Here is a 15,214-nt window from a genome sequence, read left to right on the forward strand (position 1 = left end):
GAGGGGTACGGAGGTGCAGGTGATGGCCGATTGTCACTGTTCGGAAACAGGCGGCCGCCCGCGACGCGGAAGCGGCCCGGTGTCCTTCGGCAGCCGCCCGGCCTCGGCCAGCGCCTTGCGGAGCAGGAACTCGATCTGCGCGTTGGCCGACCGCAACTCGTCCCCGGCCCACCGCGCCAGCGCCTCGTACACCGACGGGTCCAGCCTCAGCAGCACCTGCTTGCGCTGCTGAGGCCGACGCTGAGGGGCTGAACCCCCGGAGGGAACCGTCACTGGTAGAGCGTCCCGGTGTTGAGCACCGGCTGCGGGGCACGGTCCCCGCACAGCACCACCATCAGGTTGGACACCATCGCCGCCTTCCGTTCCTCGTCCAGCTCCACGATGTCCCGCTCCGCGATCCGGGCGAGCGCCGCCTCCACCATGCCGACCGCGCCGTCCACGATCTGCCGCCGGGCCGCGACCACCGCGCCGGCCTGCTGCCGCTGGAGCATCGCCGAGGCGATCTCCGGAGAGTACGCGAGATGCGTGAAGCGCGACTCGATGATCCGCACTCCGGCCGCCTCCACGCGGGCCTGGAGCTCGACGGCCAGCCGCTCGGTGATCTCCTCGGCGTTGCCGCGCAGCGAGAGACCGTCCTCCTCGTGGGCGTCGTACGGGTACTCGATGGCGATGTGCCGGACGGCCGTCTCGGTCTGGGTGGCGACGAACTCGGCGTAGTCGTCCACCTCGAACACCGCCCGGGCGGTGTCCTGGACGTTCCAGACCACGACCGCGGCCAGCTCGATCGGGTTGCCGTAGGCGTCGTTGACCTTCAGGACGGCCGTCTCGTGGTTGCGCACCCGCGTGGAGATCCGGGTCCGCGAGGTGAAGGGGTTCACCCAGCGCAGGCCGTCCTGCCGGATCGTGCCCCGGTAGCGGCCGAAGAGCTGCACGACCCGCGCCTCGCCGGGCGCGACCGTGTTCAGGCCGCGCATCGCGATGACCGCGGCGAGGAAGACGAGGACGCCGCCGGCGATGAGCCCGCCCTTGGCGCCGGACGCGGTGACCGCCGAGGCGGCGGCGAACAGGGCGGCGGCGGTGCCGAGCCCGACCAGGCCGAGGAGCAGGGCGAGCCCGCCTCCGATGCTGTGGGCCTGGAACTCCCGCACGTGCGGCGCGGGCATCTCGGGTACGTCGGCGGTCGCGGATACGTCATGTACGGACATGGGTGGATCCCCCGTTCTGGTCCTGCCTAGCTTCGGTCTAGCTAAGTGATATCACTTTATGCCCGCAGGCAACCTTGGGCCAGTGATATCCGTCGGTTCCTTTGGGGCGGGTGCTGATTGTCACGTCCGTAAAAGAGCGGATCAGGCGCCCTTTGTCATATAGACGGGTGTTAGCTTTCGGAGCTGACCCCGAGAGGAAGCGGAGCGTACAGAGCCATGGGACGAGCGGAAGAGAGACGAGCGCGGCAGCGCGGCCACCGCGCGGCGCCCAAACGCCGCCGCTCCGCCCCCGCGGCCGGTGCCAAGCCGGCCAAGGGCCGAATACGCCGGCTCTTCACCTGGAAGAAGATGCTCGGCACCTTCCTGGGCCTGTGCCTGCTGGGCATCGGCGGCTTCATCGTGCTGTACCTGGTCGTGGACGTGCCGGAGGGCAACGCCGCCGCCAGGCAGGAGAGCAACGTCTACAAGTACAGCGACGGCAGCCTCCTGGCCCGCGTGGGTGAGGTCAACCGCGAGAGCGTGGACCTGGCGAAGGTGCCCAAGGAGGTCCAGCACACCTTCGTCGCGGCGGAGAACAAGTCCTTCTACCACGACTCCGGAATCGACGTGCGGGGTCTGGCCCGAGGCCTGTTCAACACGGTGACCGGCCGGGGCACCCAGGGCGGCTCGACGATCACCCAGCAGTACGTCAAGAACTACTACCTCAACCAGGACCAGACGGTCACCCGCAAGCTCAGGGAGATGGTCATCTCCCTGAAGGTGGACCGCCGTCTGACCAAGGACCAGATCCTCGCGGGCTACATCAACACCAGCTACTACGGCCGCAACGCCTACGGCATCCAGGCCGCGGCGCAGGCCTACTACCACAAGGACGCGGCCGAGCTGGACGTTCAGCAGGGCGCCTACCTCGCCGCGCTGCTGCAGGCGCCGAGCCAGTACGACTGGGCGGTCGCCGGCCCCGTGGGCAAGAAGCTGGTCCAGGCACGCTGGAACTACGTCCTGGACAACATGGTCAAGCAGCACTGGCTGGACCCCGCCGAGCGGCAGACCATGAACTTCAAGAAGGACGCGATCCCCAAGGACCCCAAGGGCACGCCCGGTGAAGAGGGTCAGAAGGGCTACCTGGTCCGGCTCGCCAACCAGCAGCTCGAGCAGCAGCTCATGAAGCAGCAGGGGCTGACGCAGGCCCAGGCGGAGAACGCCGTCGTGGACCGCGGCTGGACCATCACCCTGAACATCAGCAAGAAGAAGCAGGCCGCGCTGGAGAAGGCGGTCAAGTCCCAGCTGACCAGCAAGCTGAACGCGAAGAAGCGCAAGGTCGACGCCGACATCCAGGCCGGCGCCGTCTCGGTCAACCCGAAGAACGGCAAGATCGTCGCCCTGTATGGCGGTCAGGACTACTTCAAGCACTACTTCAACAACGCCACGCGCCGCGACTACCAGCCCGCCTCGACGTTCAAGCCGGTCATCCTCGCCGCCGCGCTGGAGAACAACGCCACCACGCAGACCGGCAAGCAGATCGCCGCGAACACCATCTACGACGGCACCAGCGGCCGCCAGGTCCTCGACCACGGCACCAAGGTCGGCTTCGGCCCGCCGAACGAGGACAAGGTCGACTACGGACCCATCACCGTGCAGCAGGCGATGAACCAGTCCGTCAACTCGGTCTTCGCCCAGATGGGTGTCGATGTGGGCATGCCCAAGGTGATGGACACGGCCAAGCAGCTCGGCATGGACACCGAGGGCATGCAGGCGGTGCCCGCGCAGACGCTGGGCTCGATGGGGGCCAGCCCGCTGGAGATGGCCGGCATCTACGCCACGTTCGACAACCACGGCTACAAGGTGACGCCGGGCATCCTCAAGTCGGCCGAACAGAAGGGCCGTTCGGTCGACATACCGAACCCGATCGGAAGCCAGGTCATCAGCCGCACGGCCGCCGACACGGTGACCTCCGTGCTCACCGGTGTGGTCGACGACGGTACGGCCAAGAAGAACGTGGCGAACAACCCGCTGCGCAACGGCCAGCAGGTCGCGGGCAAGACCGGTACCTCCGACGAGAACAAGTCCGCCTGGTTCACCGGCTACACGCCCGACCTGGTCACCTCCGTCGGCCTGTTCGGCGAGGACAACAAGAGCAAGGCCCACGTGTCCATGATGGGCGCCACCGGCCTGCTGCCGTCCCCCGGCCGCGTCAACGGCGGCACCTATCCCGCGCAGATCTGGGCGGCCTACACGTTCGGCGTCACGGACGAGGCCAAGTTCGACCTGAACACCACCCAGGGCGCCGCCGTCCAGCCGACGGACACACCGACGTTCAGCCAGACCCCGTCCCAGACCCCGTCGAACACCCCGAGCAGCGCTCCGCCGACGTCCACGACCCCGTCCACGACGCCGACGCAGACACCGACCCAGACGCCGACCACCGGCGCCCCGACCACGGGGACCCCGACCACCGGGGCCCCGACCACCGGGACGCCGACGGGCGACGCCACGGACGATCCGCTCGACGAAGGCAACGGCGGACTCGGCCAGTAGGCCCGCGCACGCAAAGGGCGCCCGGGGACTCCCCGGGCGCCCTTTCCCCGTCCTCAGGCCCGGTTCAGCTCGAACCAGACCACCTTGCCGGTGCTCAGCCGGGTCGCACCCCACCGCCGGGCCAGCCGGTTGACCAGGTACAGCCCGCGGCCGCCCTCGTCCGTGGCCCGGGCCTGGCGCAGCCGCGGCAGCTGCGGGACGTCGTCGCCGACCTCGCAGCGCAGTACGTCGGTGCGCAGCAGACGGAGCGTCACCGGTCGGGAGGCGTAGCGCACGGCGTTCGTGACCACCTCGCTGACCAGCAGCTCCACCGAGTCCGTCAGCTCCTCCAGGTCCCAGCGGGCCAGCGCACGGCGGGCCAGCCGGCGCGCCTGGCCGGGGGCCGTCTCCTCCGGATCCAGGGTCCAGTACGCCACGTCGCTCGGCGCGATCCCGTCGAAGCGGGCCGCGAGCAGCGCGATGTCGTCGTCCCGGTCGCCCGGGCCCAGCATGTCCAGCACCTCGTCGCACAGGGCCTCGAGCGGCGGCGGATGGTCCGGACCGGTCAACTGGGCGGTCGCGGCGAGCCGCTCGCGCAGCTGCTCTATGCCGGTCCACACGTCCCGCAGCCGGGACTCCACCAGGCCGTCGGTGTACAGCAGCAGCGTGGCCCCGGCCGGCGCGTCCAGCTCGACCGCCTCGAAGTCCACCCCGCCGACACCGATCGGCGCGCCCGGCGGCACCCTGAGCACCTCCGCGCGGCCGCCCAAGTGGAGCAGAACGGGCGGCGGATGACCGGCGTTGGCGATGGTGATGCGGTGCGTGACCGGGTCGTAGACGGCGTACAGGCAGGTCGCCATGCGGTCGGTGCCCAGCCGCTGCGCCTGCTCGTCCAGGTGGTGCAGCACCTCCTGCGGAGGCAGGTCGAGCCCGGCCAGGGTCTGGGCCGTGGTGCGCAGCTGGCCCATGATCGCCGCCGAGGTCATGGAGTGCCCCATGACGTCACCGACCACCAGCGCGACCCGGCTGCCGGGCAGCGGGATCGCGTCGTACCAGTCGCCGCCCACCCGGGCGGTCTCCGCGGCCGGCAGATAGCGCGAGGCCAGCCGCACCCCGGTCGGGCGGGGCAGGGTCTCGGGCAGCATGGTGCGCTGCAGCTCGTCGGCGATGTAGGCCTCCCGGCCGTACAGCACCGCCTTGTCGATGCCGAGCGCGCTGTGCGTGGCGAGCTGGGCGGCCACCAGCAGGTCGTCCGCCTCGAACGCCATCCGCTCCGGACGGCGCAGGAACAGCGCCGCGCCGATCACCCGGCGCCGGCCGCGCAGCGGCGCGAGGATCGCGTGCTGCCCGCTCGGTACGACCGCCTCGCCGCCCTCGCCGAGCAGCTCGGGCAGCGCGGCCCGGGCGGCGGGCGCGTCGGCGAACACCGGCCGCACCCCGCGCAGCACCTCGTTCAGGGCGCCGCCAGGACGCACCTCGCACAGCTCGGTCGTCAGCGACGACAGGTCGGAGAGCGCCGACGGCTCGGGCTCCGGCTCCGGGAACGGCGGGAGCAGCAGGCCCTCGGTGTCCCGTTCGTCCGGTATCCGGTCGGTACGGCGCAGCCGCAGCACCACCGGGCCGGTGGGCCGCTCGTCACCGACCGGCAGCGGGTCGCGCAGATAGACGAGGATCGCGTCGGAGAACGTCGGCACGGTGGCGCGGCACAGCCCCATCACGATCTCGTCCAGATCGATGCCACGGGCGATCCGCCGGGTCGCCGCGCCCACGAACCTGAGCCGGTCCCCGTCGCGCCGCATCGGCATCGGCCGCCCCGGCGGCAGCCCCCGCCCGGTACGGCGCTCCTGGCCGCCCGGCGCCCGCTCCTCCTCGGCGCCCGGCTGCGGCGGAATGGCTTCCGGCGCGGGGCGCGGGCGGTGGTCCCCCACGCTCGAATTCCCTCGCGCGGGAGGTGCCCCCATCGGTTCCGCGGTGGCGGGCTGGGAGTGCTCCGGGCCGTTGACTGGGGGCTCCTTCCCCTTGTTCCCCTTGCCGCAGGGCGCGGTCGTCCCGGGGCCGGAGGGCGGTCCGTCCGCCCGGGCCTGTGCCGGTAAGGCCGAGGTGCCGGGCGGCTTCTGGGTACGCAAGAGCGCCCCGCGGGCCTCCGCGGGGTCGGCGCCGGGCTGCGGGCGCTCGTAGGAGGAGATGGGGTGCTCCGTCACGCGTGTCGAATCCATCCGTCCGGGGCTGCGCGCCGGGCGCGCAGGTGGTCCCGCCGAAATCCCGATACCCGGAATACGTGCCCCAGGAACGGAATTCCCGCGTGGTCAGAGGTTGTTCCTGTGCCGCCGAAGAACCCGCCCGGGCCAGGGCAGGCCCCGGTGGTGTTGCCCTCGTACCCCTTGCTCACGTCCTGCCGCCCCTCGGTGACGTCTGGTCAAGCCCGGCGCACGCTCCGGTAGTTGCTGTCGCGCCCCCTTGCGGAGGACGATCCTACGGTTGTGGACCGGGGGCGCATCAAGGGTCTCATGAGGACACGTGCGCGGGCGTACGGTCCCAGTCCTCGGGGAGTGACGGTACCGCCCAGGAGGGGTCCGGGCGCCAGTGCTGCCAGCCGTCCGAGAACGCCGGGCCCCAGGCGCCGATCGCCTCCACCGCGGCCCGGCCTGCCGCCCGTACCTGCCCGGCGGTCGCCGCGTCCATCAGCCCGTCCCGCTGGGCCTGTGCGAACTCGTCCTCGTCGCGCCAGTGCCAACTGCGGTCCGGGTTCACCGAGATGTCCAGGTAGTAGTCCACGGAGTCCACACCGCCCGCCCAACGGGACAGCGGCTGCTCCAGGTTGACGTACCAGTTCTTGAAGCGCCAGCCCCGCTCCCAGAACAGCCACACCGACCAGGGCTCGCCGGGCCGGGCCAGTTTCAGCACGCCCGTGCCGAACCACCGGCCCCGCTGCACCGAACGCGGCTTGGTGTAGCGGGTCTCCAGCGGCTCCAGATGGACGGGCGTGCCGTCGGCCAGCACCGGCTTGACGCACTCGGTGCCGGGCGCCAGCCACACCGCGAGCAGCTCCTCGTCGTCCCGGACGACGGTGACGGGCCGAGCGATGTGGAGGTGCTCACCGGCGTTCTGCCGGTACCGCCACAGGATCCCGGTACCGGGGGTCCAGTACGTCGCAGGTTCCGCCGCCACTCGTCTCACCGCTCCGTCGTCCGTCATGCACAGATATTAGGTGCCGCAGGCATACGACGCTGCGGCGGACGTCACGGTTCAGCGGGGCTGCACCACTTGTTACGGGTGCGTCATCCGCAGGACATCCAGCGCCTCGTCCAGCTGCTCCAGGGTGAGGTCGCCGCGCTCCACGTACCCGCTCTCCAGCACGACCTCGCGGATGGTCTTCCGCTCGGCCAGGGACTTCTTGGCGACCTTCGCGGCCTCCTCGTAGCCGATGTACTTGTTCAGCGGGGTCACCACGGAGGGTGACGACTCGGCGTACTCGCGAGCCCGTTCGCGGTCGGCGACGATGCCGTCCACGGTGCGGTCGGCCAGCAGCCGCGAGACGTTGGCGAGCAGCCGCACGGATTCCAGGACGTTCTTCGCGATCACCGGGAGCATGACGTTCAGCTCGAAGTTCCCGGCGGCGCCGGCGGTGGCGATGGTCGCGTCGTTGCCGATCACCTGGGCCGCGACCATGAGCACGGCCTCCGGGATCACCGGGTTGACCTTGCCCGGCATGATCGAGGATCCCGGCTGCAGGTCGGGCAGCCGGATCTCGGCGAGTCCGGTGCGCGGCCCGGACGCCATCCAGCGCAGATCGTTGGCGATCTTCGTCAGCCCGACCGCGATGGTGCGCAGCTGTCCGCTGGTCTCCACGATCCCGTCCCGGGCGCCCTGCGCCTCGAAGTGGTCCCGGGCCTCGGTGAACGGCAGCCCGGTGGCCCGCGCGACCTCCCTGATCACCGCGGCGGAGAACCCGGGCGGCGTGTTGATCCCGGTCCCGACGGCCGTGCCGCCCAGCGGCAGTTCGGCCAGCCGGGGCAGCGAGGCGCGCAGCCGCTCGACGCCGTACCGCACCTGGGCCGCGTACCCGCCGAACTCCTGCCCCAGCGTCACCGGTGTCGCATCCATCAGATGCGTCCGCCCGGACTTCACGACGTCCGCGAACTCCTCGGACTTGCGGGTCAGGGATTCGGCGAGGTGTTCCAGCGCCGGGATCAGGTCGTGGGTGACGGCGCCGGTGGCGGCGATGTGGATGGACGACGGGAACACGTCGTTGGACGACTGCGAGGCGTTGACGTGGTCGTTCGGGTGCACGTCCCGGCCGAGCCGCTCGGTGGCGAGGGTGGCCACGACCTCGTTGGTGTTCATGTTGGACGAGGTCCCGGACCCGGTCTGGAACACGTCGACGGGGAAGTGCTCGTCCCACTTCCCGTCGGCGACCTCGGCGGCCGCCTCCTGGATCGCCTCCGCGACGTCCTTGTCCAGCACCTCCAGCTCGGCGTTCACCTTGGCCGCGGCCGCCTTGATCCGGGCCAGCGCCTCGATGTGCGCCCGCTCGATCCGCTGCCCGGAGACGGGGAAGTTCTCGACGGCACGCTGGGTCTGTGCCCGCCACTTGGCGTGGGCGGGGACCCGGACCTCACCCATGGAGTCGTGCTCGATGCGGTATTCGCTCATGCCGGTGTCAGCGATCGGGGCGCGGCGGTTGTTCCGGAGCGTGGGCCGCGCGGGGTGAGGGGGACCGCGGCCTGCTGCATTGGAACCACCGGCGTCACCGGGTCGGGGGACTGCCCCACCGGCTGCCGGGCCGGACATCACGGATAAGTGTGACTATCAGCTGAAGGTGACAGGGCGACTCCCCGCCGTCACCACTGCTGGCAGGAGGACCGATCGATGAACCTCACTCCGAAGCGCCTGCTCGGCGCCACCGCGGCGGTGTCCATAGGCGCGGCGGCTCTGCTGGGCGCGGGCGCCGGTACCGCCGGCGCCGCCGGCAGGGCCCACTGCGACCGTGCCGAGCGGCCCGTCTGGCGCGGCGACCCCAGCCGCAACGTGACCGGCCACGGCTGCAGCATGCCGTCCAACGGGCGCCGCTGGTACACCGTCGAGATCGACACCCTCGTGCTGCCCCATCACAACACGGACTACCGGAACGGTCCGGTCGACCGGACCGTTACGCGGCACGACAGAACGATCAGGTGCATGGGTTACACCACCAGCGGCGACACGGTGAACTGGTTCGGCTGCGTACCCCACTGACACATGGGCCGGGGCCGGTCCGCACCGGCCCCGCCCGTCGGTCGGGCCAGTCCCGGCCCGGGTAGGGGCGGCGGAGGCGCGGTGTCGGTCAGCGGCTGCGCCGCGGGCCGTCCCCGGCCGCCCCGAAAGGCGCTACGCGAGCCCAGGCCCCCGCACAGGGATCGAGGTGAACGGCGGCGCCGGGGCCGGGTTTTGGAAGAAGTCGTTCGACTTGTTCGTCCGACGGCACCCTTCAGCCCGTCCGGCGCTTGAGGACGAGGCCGTTCAGGCCGAACGGGGTCTGGGGCCGAGCCCCTGGGATGGGATGGGTAGGGGCGGCGGGGGCGAGATCCGTCCCCGCCGCACCGATGGCACTACGCCAGGCCAGGGCCCCGCACCGGAATCGACGTGAACGTGGGCGCGGGCGCCGGCTCGGTGAAGAAGTCGTTGCCCTTGTCGTCCACGACGACGAACGCCGGGAAGTCCTCGACCTCGATCTTCCAGACGGCCTCCATGCCCAGCTCCTCGTACTCGAGGACCTCGACCTTCTTGATGCAGTCCTGGGCGAGCCGGGCGGCCGGGCCGCCGATCGAGCCGAGGTAGAAGCCGCCGTGCGTGCCGCAGGCGTCGGTGACCTGCTTGCTGCGGTTGCCCTTGGCCAGCATCACCTTGGAACCACCCGCCGCCTGGAACTGCTCGACGTAGGAGTCCATGCGGCCGGCCGTGGTCGGGCCGAAGGAACCGGACGCGTAGCCCTCGGGGGTCTTGGCCGGGCCCGCGTAGTAGACCGGGTGGTCCTTCAGGTACTGCGGCATCTCCTCGCCCGCGTCCAGGCGCTCCTTGATCTTGGCGTGCGCGATGTCGCGGGCCACGACCAGCGGGCCGGTCAGGGACAGCCGGGTCTTGACCGGGTACTTGGTCAGCTCGGCGAGGATCGTGTCCATCGGCTGGTTGAGGTCGATCTTCACCACGTCGGACGACTCGTCGAGGTGCTCGTCCGTGGTCTCCGGCAGGAAGCGCGCCGGGTCCGTCTCCAGCTGCTCCAGGAAGACGCCCTCGGCCGTGATCTTGGCGACGGCCTGGCGGTCGGCCGAGCAGGAGACGGCGATGGCGACCGGGCAGGACGCGCCGTGACGGGGCAGGCGGACCACGCGGACGTCGTGGCAGAAGTACTTGCCGCCGAACTGCGCGCCGATGCCGATCTTCTGCGTCAGCTCGAAGACCTTCTCCTCCAGCTCCTTGTCCCGGAAGCCGTGGCCCAGCGCCGAGCCCTCGGCGGGGATCTCGTCCAGGTAGTGCGCGGAGGCGTACTTCGCGGTCTTCAGCGCGTACTCGGCGCTCGTGCCGCCGACGACGATGGCCAGGTGGTACGGCGGGCAGGCGGCCGTACCGAGCGAACGGATCTTCTCCTCCAGGAACTTCATCATGGAGGCCTCGTTCAGGACGGCCTTCGTCTCCTGGTACAGGAAGGACTTGTTGGCCGAGCCGCCGCCCTTCGCCATGAACAGGAACTTGTAGGCGCCGCCGTCGGTCGCGTACAGCTCGATCTGGGCCGGCAGGTTGGAGCCGGTGTTCTTCTCCTCCCACATGGTGAGCGGAGCCATCTGCGAGTAGCGCAGGTTCAGCTCGGTGTAGGCGTCGTAGATGCCGTGCGACAGGTGCTTCTCGTCCGTGCCCTCGGTGAGGACGTTCTGGCCGCGCTTGCCCATGACGATCGCCGTGCCGGTGTCCTGGCACATCGGGAGCACGCCCGCCGCCGCGATGTTCGCGTTCTTCAGCAGGTCGAGCGCGACGAACTTGTCGTTGCCCGACGCCTCCGGGTCGTCGATGATGCGGCGCAGCTGCGCCAGGTGCGCCGGGCGCAGGTAGTGCTGGATGTCGTGGATGGCCTCCGCGGCCAGCTTGCGCAGCGCCTCCGGCTCCACCTTGAGGAACGTCCGCCCGTCCGGTCCCTCGACGGTGGACACGCCCTCCGAGGTCACCAGCCGGTACGGGGTGGTGTCCTCGCCCTGGGGGAGCAGATCGGTGTACGCGAACTCAGGCATCTCAGCCCATTCCTCACTCTGACGGACGACCGCCCGCCGACGCTGGCGGGCCTCACCAGCGTAGAACCTGCCACCGACACGGAACCTGTGAGGTAAGGCTCAGTTCCGGGACACGCGGGCCGCTCCGGCCCCCTAGTCGCGATCTATCGCGTTTCGGTACGCTGCTGCCGTGGACCTTCAGAAGCACGCCCAGACCCAGGGCAGCGCACCGCGCGTGTCCGAACTGCGCGCCTCGGACGCCGACCGTGACCGTGTCGCCGACATCCTCCGCGAGGCCCTGGCCGAGGGCCGGCTCACCGCGGACGAGCACGCCGAGCGCGTGGAGGGGGTGCTGCACGCCAAGACGGTCGGCGAGCTGGAGGTCTTCATCCGTGACCTCCCGGCCGCCCACCAGCAGCCCGCGTCCCCGGCCTACACACCCGTCCCGCCGCGCCCCGCACCCGGCGCGATCCCCGCCGAGGCCGACGCCAACGTGGTGGCCGTCTTCAGCAGCGCGGTGCGCCGGGGCCGCTGGCGCGCGGGCCGCCGGCTGCACGCGTACTCGGTCTTCGGCTCGGTCGAGATCGACCTGAGCGAGGCGATCTTCGAGTACCAGCAGGTCGTGATCAAGGCCGTCTCGGTCTTCGGCGACGTCCAGATCCGCGTCCCGGAGAACGTCTCGCTGCGTGGCACGGGCGGCGGTGTACTGGGCAATTTCGAGGTGGACACGCTGGATTCGGTCGAGTCGGACGCGCCCGTGGTCTACGTCGACGGGTGGGCCGTACTGGGCAACGTCGAGGCGCGGCCCAAGCGCGGCCGGCGCGTGTCGGACATCCTCGACCGGGTCCAGGACAAGGTCGACAGGAAGCTGCGCAAACACCTGGACCGTTGACGGTCGCGAATCCGCCGGTGGCCGGAGGGCCGCGGACCCGCTGTCGAGGGTGCCCGGGGGCGTGAACAAGCCGCCGCGCGCCTGCGGTTGGAAACGCTGTGCATAGGCGCGCGCACAGCGGGTAGGCCTTGCTGCATCGTCGCTCACTCGCGAAGCCGTCGTCAGGAGTAGACCGTGCTGCAACCGCCGCATTCGTCCCTGCAGGTCGCTGCCGTTCCGGCCCAGCGGGTACCTGCGCGCGACCGGGACCAAGACGCACCCTGGCACACCGAGGCGGTGTGCCGGCGGGACGAGGCCGGTCTGTTCTTCGCCCCGTCCAAGGAGCCGACGGCCGCCCGGCTGTCGCGCGAGGAGGCGGCCAAGCGCGTCTGCGCGCGCTGTCCGGTCATGGTCGAGTGCCGCGAACACGCCCTGCTCCAGCCCGAGCCGTACGGCGTCTGGGGCGGCCTGACGGCGGCGGAACGCCGAGTGGTCCTGGCCAGGCGGCGCAGGCGCGAGGTGGAGCTGAAGAAGGCGGCACGCGCGACGGCGAACCGCATAGCGGGCTAGGCATGAGCAAGGGCGCCCTCTCCGCACCGAGGGCGCCCAAGACGTTGCCCGCTGCTGCAGGCTTCGGGTGTTACTTCGCCCGGTCGAAGTCGATCGCGCTGTAGGCGCGCAGCTTGCTCAGCCGGTGCTCGGAGTCGATGCGCCGCACGGTCCCGGACTTCGAGCGCATCACGATCGAGTCGGTGGTGGCGGTCTCGGACCGGTACCGAACCCCGCGCAGCAGCTCACCGTCGGTGATGCCGGTGGCGACGAAGAAGACGTTCTCCCCCTGCACCAGGTCCTCGGTGGTCAGCACCCGGTCCAGATCGTGCCCGGCGTCGATGGCCCGCGCACGCTCCTCGTCGTCCTTGGGCCACAGCTTGCCCTGGATCGTGCCGCCCAGGCACTTCACGGCGCAGGCCGAGATGATGCCCTCCGGCGTGCCGCCGATGCCGAGCAGCAGGTCGATGCCCGTGCCCTCGCGCAGCGCCAGGATGGAGCCGGCCACATCGCCGTCGGAGATCAGCTTGATGCGCGCGCCGGCCTCCCGGACCTCCTTGATGATGCCCTCGTGCCGAGGCCGGTCCAGGATGACGACGGTGACGTCCTCGGGCGCGGACCGCTTCGCCTTGGCGATCCGGCGGATGTTCACGGCCACGGGCGCGTCGATGTCGACGAAGTCGGCGGCCTCGGGGCCCGTGACCAGCTTGTCCATGTAGAAGACGGCGGACGGGTCGAACATGGCGCCGCGCTCGGTCGCCGCGAGGACGGCGATCGCGTTCGGCATGCCCTTGGCCGTCAGCGTGGTGCCGTCGATCGGGTCGACGGCGATGTCGACCTCGGGCCCGGTGCCGTCACCGACGCGCTCTCCGTTGAAGAGCATCGGCGCCTCGTCCTTCTCGCCCTCGCCGATGACGACGATGCCGTTCATCGACACGGTGGAGACGAGGGTCCGCATGGCGCGCACCGCGGCGCCGTCGGCGCCGTTCTTGTCGCCGCGCCCGACCCAGCGGCCCGCGGCCATCGCCGCGGCTTCGGTAACCCGGACGAGTTCGAGGGCGAGGTTGCGGTCGGGGGCCTCTGAGGGAACGTCCAGCTCGGACGGCAAGTGATGATGCTCGGTCATCGGAGCGCACCTTTCTGATACGACGACGGCCGGATGAGGGTGTGTCTCCGACTCTATCGTTAGGCAGACAAAATGAGCAGGGGACCCCACGGATGAGCGCTCCGGGCACCTGCGACGATAGGGGGCGTGGCAGGTTCGAACGGAAAGCAGAAGACGGTCCGGGACATGATTCTCTCCCTGGGCCTCATCGGGATCGCGGCGGCGGTCATCTACGTCTTCGTCCCGCACGACGATCACGCGCCCGACATCAAGCGCGTCGACTACCGGGTCGAGCTGCTCACGGCGCGCCGTGCGGCGAGTTACCCGGTGGCCGCGCCGGAGGGGCTGCCCAAGACCTGGAAGGCGACCTCGGTGCGCTACCAGGGCGAGGACTCCGACCGCTGGCACCTCGGCTTCCAGACCCCCGACGGTCAGTACGTGCAGATCGAGCAGTCCACGCAGAAGAAGCGTGCGGACTTCATCGACCGGGCCGGCCAGGGCGCCTCGGCGACCAGGCGGACCGAGAAGATCGGCGACCGCACCTGGACCCGCTACACCGGCGGCCGCTACGACGCGCTGGTCCTGGAGGACACCCCCGGTTCCACGACGGTGGTCGCCGGTACGGCCTCCTTCGACCAGCTGACGACGATGGCGGCGGCGCTGAGGATGCAGTGAGCGCGTCCGCGCGCAGGACGCGGTGAGCGCGCGTGTGAGCGCACACGCAGGAGGCCCCCAGCGACGCTGCTGGGGGCCTCCTGCCGTACCGGGGGGAACTCAGACGGTCGTGACGACGTCCGCGTACGCCAGGCGCGGCGAGCGCGGGAACCAGGCGTCCGGGCCCGGGCGGCCGATGTTGACGACCATCAGCGGGGTGTGGTCGCCGTCGAGGAACTCCTTGCGGACGCCCTCGAAATCGAGGCCGGTCATCGGGCCGGCGGCGAGGCCGGCGGCGCGGACGCCGATGATGAAGTACGCGGCCTGCAGGGCGGCGTTCAGGGCGGCGGCGCCCTCACGGGCGGGGCGCTCGCTGAAGAACACGTCCTTGGCCTGCGGGAAGTGCGGGAAGAGGGCCGGCAGCTCCTCGTGGAACTCGTTGTCCGCGGAGAGGATCGCGACCAGCGGGGCGGTGGCGGTCTTGGCCTGGTTGCCCTCGGCCATGTGCTGCACCAGGCGCTCGCGGGCTTCGGCGGAGCGGACCAGGGTGATGCGCAGCGGGCTCTGGTTGAAGGCGGTGGGGCCGTACTTGACCAGGTCGTAGATCGCCTGGACCTGCTCCTCGGTCACCGGCTCGTCGGTGAAGTTGTTCGCGGTGCGGGCCTCGCGGAACAGCAGGTCCTGGGCAGCGGGGTCAAGAACGAGAGACATACGTGACTTCCTCAGGTGCGCGTCCGGTCGGGGGGTGTGACCGGCTGACACGCACGACCTTACGCAAGCGAAGTTCAACGTTCAACAAAAACCGGGGTGTGGTGATCCGCCTCACAGCACCCCGCTCTTGCCTACTCGCCCTCTTCCTGGGCTTCTTCCTCGGCGAGCGCCGCGTCCAGCCGGGCCCGTGCGCCCTCCAGCCAGCGCCGGCACACCTTGGCCAGCTCCTCGCCGCGCTCCCACAACGCCAGGGACTCCTCCAGCGTCGTGCCGCCCGCCTCCAGCCGCCGCACGACCTCGATCAACTCGTCCCGCGCCTGCTCGTACGAGAGCGCCTCATCCACCTTGCTGGTCATCCATCCACCCT

Annotated in this window: 14 protein-coding genes; 5 read left to right on the plus strand and 9 right to left on the minus strand. The window is 70.6% G+C overall.

What is annotated here, in order from left to right:
* Window positions 1–33: 33 nt before the first annotated feature.
* Both AC07DS_RS07180 and AC07DS_RS07185 read right to left on the minus strand, forming a co-directional pair.
* Complete coding sequence (locus AC07DS_RS07180; RefSeq protein ID WP_479143409.1) at window positions 34–324, minus strand: type II toxin-antitoxin system antitoxin; 291 nt, start codon at window positions 322–324, stop codon at window positions 34–36.
* Window positions 270–1,205, minus strand: coding sequence for an SPFH domain-containing protein (locus AC07DS_RS07185; protein WP_479143411.1), 936 nt, complete (start codon window positions 1,203–1,205; stop codon window positions 270–272). Before AC07DS_RS07185 ends, AC07DS_RS07180 begins: the two co-directional genes overlap by 55 nt.
* Window positions 1,206–1,421: 216 nt before the next feature.
* Between AC07DS_RS07185 and AC07DS_RS07190 the strand changes: the two genes are divergently transcribed.
* Complete coding sequence (locus AC07DS_RS07190) at window positions 1,422–3,740, plus strand: transglycosylase domain-containing protein (RefSeq protein WP_479143413.1); 2,319 nt, start codon at window positions 1,422–1,424, stop codon at window positions 3,738–3,740.
* A gap of 53 nt (window positions 3,741–3,793) precedes the next feature.
* Here the strand turns inward: AC07DS_RS07190 and AC07DS_RS07195 are convergent, their stop codons facing one another.
* From AC07DS_RS07195 to AC07DS_RS07205, 3 genes are all read right to left on the minus strand, one after another.
* Window positions 3,794–5,920: a SpoIIE family protein phosphatase gene (locus tag AC07DS_RS07195; protein ID WP_479143415.1), complete on the minus strand. Its 2,127-nt coding sequence runs from the start codon at window positions 5,918–5,920 to the stop codon at window positions 3,794–3,796.
* A 304-nt stretch (window positions 5,921–6,224) separates the two neighbouring features.
* Window positions 6,225–6,914, minus strand: a complete 690-nt coding sequence (gene fomD, locus AC07DS_RS07200; RefSeq protein ID WP_479143417.1) for a cytidylyl-2-hydroxypropylphosphonate hydrolase — start codon at window positions 6,912–6,914, stop codon at window positions 6,225–6,227.
* Window positions 6,915–6,986: 72 nt separating this feature from the next.
* Complete coding sequence (locus tag AC07DS_RS07205; RefSeq protein ID WP_479143419.1) at window positions 6,987–8,372, minus strand: class II fumarate hydratase; 1,386 nt, start codon at window positions 8,370–8,372, stop codon at window positions 6,987–6,989.
* 216 nt (window positions 8,373–8,588) lie between these two features.
* On the opposite strand from AC07DS_RS07205, the gene AC07DS_RS07210 reads away from it, so the two are divergent.
* A complete protein-coding gene (locus AC07DS_RS07210) occupies window positions 8,589–8,954 on the plus strand; it encodes a hypothetical protein (protein WP_479143421.1) in 366 nt (121 codons plus the stop codon).
* A 353-nt stretch (window positions 8,955–9,307) separates the two neighbouring features.
* Here AC07DS_RS07210 and AC07DS_RS07215 read toward each other — a convergent pair whose 3' ends face one another.
* The gene (locus AC07DS_RS07215; RefSeq protein WP_479143423.1) at window positions 9,308–10,978 is read right to left on the minus strand and encodes a fumarate hydratase; all 1,671 of its coding nucleotides are present in this window, start codon (window positions 10,976–10,978) and stop codon (window positions 9,308–9,310) included.
* A gap of 169 nt (window positions 10,979–11,147) precedes the next feature.
* Here AC07DS_RS07215 and AC07DS_RS07220 point away from each other — a divergent pair, with 169 nt between their 5' ends.
* Window positions 11,148–11,849: a DUF1707 SHOCT-like domain-containing protein gene (locus tag AC07DS_RS07220; RefSeq protein ID WP_479143425.1), complete on the plus strand. Its 702-nt coding sequence runs from the start codon at window positions 11,148–11,150 to the stop codon at window positions 11,847–11,849.
* Window positions 11,850–12,023: 174 nt separating this feature from the next.
* A complete protein-coding gene (locus tag AC07DS_RS07225) occupies window positions 12,024–12,398 on the plus strand; it encodes a WhiB family transcriptional regulator (protein WP_319147745.1) in 375 nt (124 codons plus the stop codon).
* A 70-nt stretch (window positions 12,399–12,468) separates the two neighbouring features.
* Here the strand turns inward: AC07DS_RS07225 and glpX are convergent, their stop codons facing one another.
* The gene (glpX, locus tag AC07DS_RS07230; RefSeq protein WP_145884375.1) at window positions 12,469–13,503 is read right to left on the minus strand and encodes a class II fructose-bisphosphatase; all 1,035 of its coding nucleotides are present in this window, start codon (window positions 13,501–13,503) and stop codon (window positions 12,469–12,471) included.
* Window positions 13,504–13,629: 126 nt separating this feature from the next.
* Here glpX and AC07DS_RS07235 point away from each other — a divergent pair, with 126 nt between their 5' ends.
* Window positions 13,630–14,157: a DUF4245 domain-containing protein gene (locus AC07DS_RS07235; protein ID WP_479143426.1), complete on the plus strand. Its 528-nt coding sequence runs from the start codon at window positions 13,630–13,632 to the stop codon at window positions 14,155–14,157.
* Window positions 14,158–14,256: 99 nt separating this feature from the next.
* On the opposite strand, the gene AC07DS_RS07240 is transcribed toward AC07DS_RS07235, so the two are convergent.
* Window positions 14,257–14,847: a malonic semialdehyde reductase gene (locus AC07DS_RS07240; protein WP_479143427.1), complete on the minus strand. Its 591-nt coding sequence runs from the start codon at window positions 14,845–14,847 to the stop codon at window positions 14,257–14,259.
* A gap of 131 nt (window positions 14,848–14,978) precedes the next feature.
* A complete protein-coding gene (locus tag AC07DS_RS07245; protein ID WP_467814943.1) occupies window positions 14,979–15,203 on the minus strand; it encodes an exodeoxyribonuclease VII small subunit in 225 nt (74 codons plus the stop codon).
* Window positions 15,204–15,214 lie beyond the last annotated feature (11 nt).

The sequence above is a fragment of the Streptomyces sp. NPDC044064 genome, from assembly GCF_056434245.1.

Coding starts and splice junctions, on each gene's coding strand:
- AC07DS_RS07185 (WP_479143411.1), bottom strand. CDS start 1,205: ATGTCCGTACATGACGTATCCGCGACCGCCGACGTACCCGAGATGCCC.
- AC07DS_RS07190 (WP_479143413.1), top strand. CDS start 1,422: ATGGGACGAGCGGAAGAGAGACGAGCGCGGCAGCGCGGCCACCGCGCG.
- fomD (WP_479143417.1), bottom strand. CDS start 6,914: ATGACGGACGACGGAGCGGTGAGACGAGTGGCGGCGGAACCTGCGACG.
- AC07DS_RS07205 (WP_479143419.1), bottom strand. CDS start 8,372: ATGAGCGAATACCGCATCGAGCACGACTCCATGGGTGAGGTCCGGGTC.
- AC07DS_RS07210 (WP_479143421.1), top strand. CDS start 8,589: ATGAACCTCACTCCGAAGCGCCTGCTCGGCGCCACCGCGGCGGTGTCC.
- AC07DS_RS07215 (WP_479143423.1), bottom strand. CDS start 10,978: ATGCCTGAGTTCGCGTACACCGATCTGCTCCCCCAGGGCGAGGACACC.
- glpX (WP_145884375.1), bottom strand. CDS start 13,503: ATGACCGAGCATCATCACTTGCCGTCCGAGCTGGACGTTCCCTCAGAG.
- AC07DS_RS07240 (WP_479143427.1), bottom strand. CDS start 14,847: ATGTCTCTCGTTCTTGACCCCGCTGCCCAGGACCTGCTGTTCCGCGAG.
- AC07DS_RS07245 (WP_467814943.1), bottom strand. CDS start 15,203: ATGACCAGCAAGGTGGATGAGGCGCTCTCGTACGAGCAGGCGCGGGAC.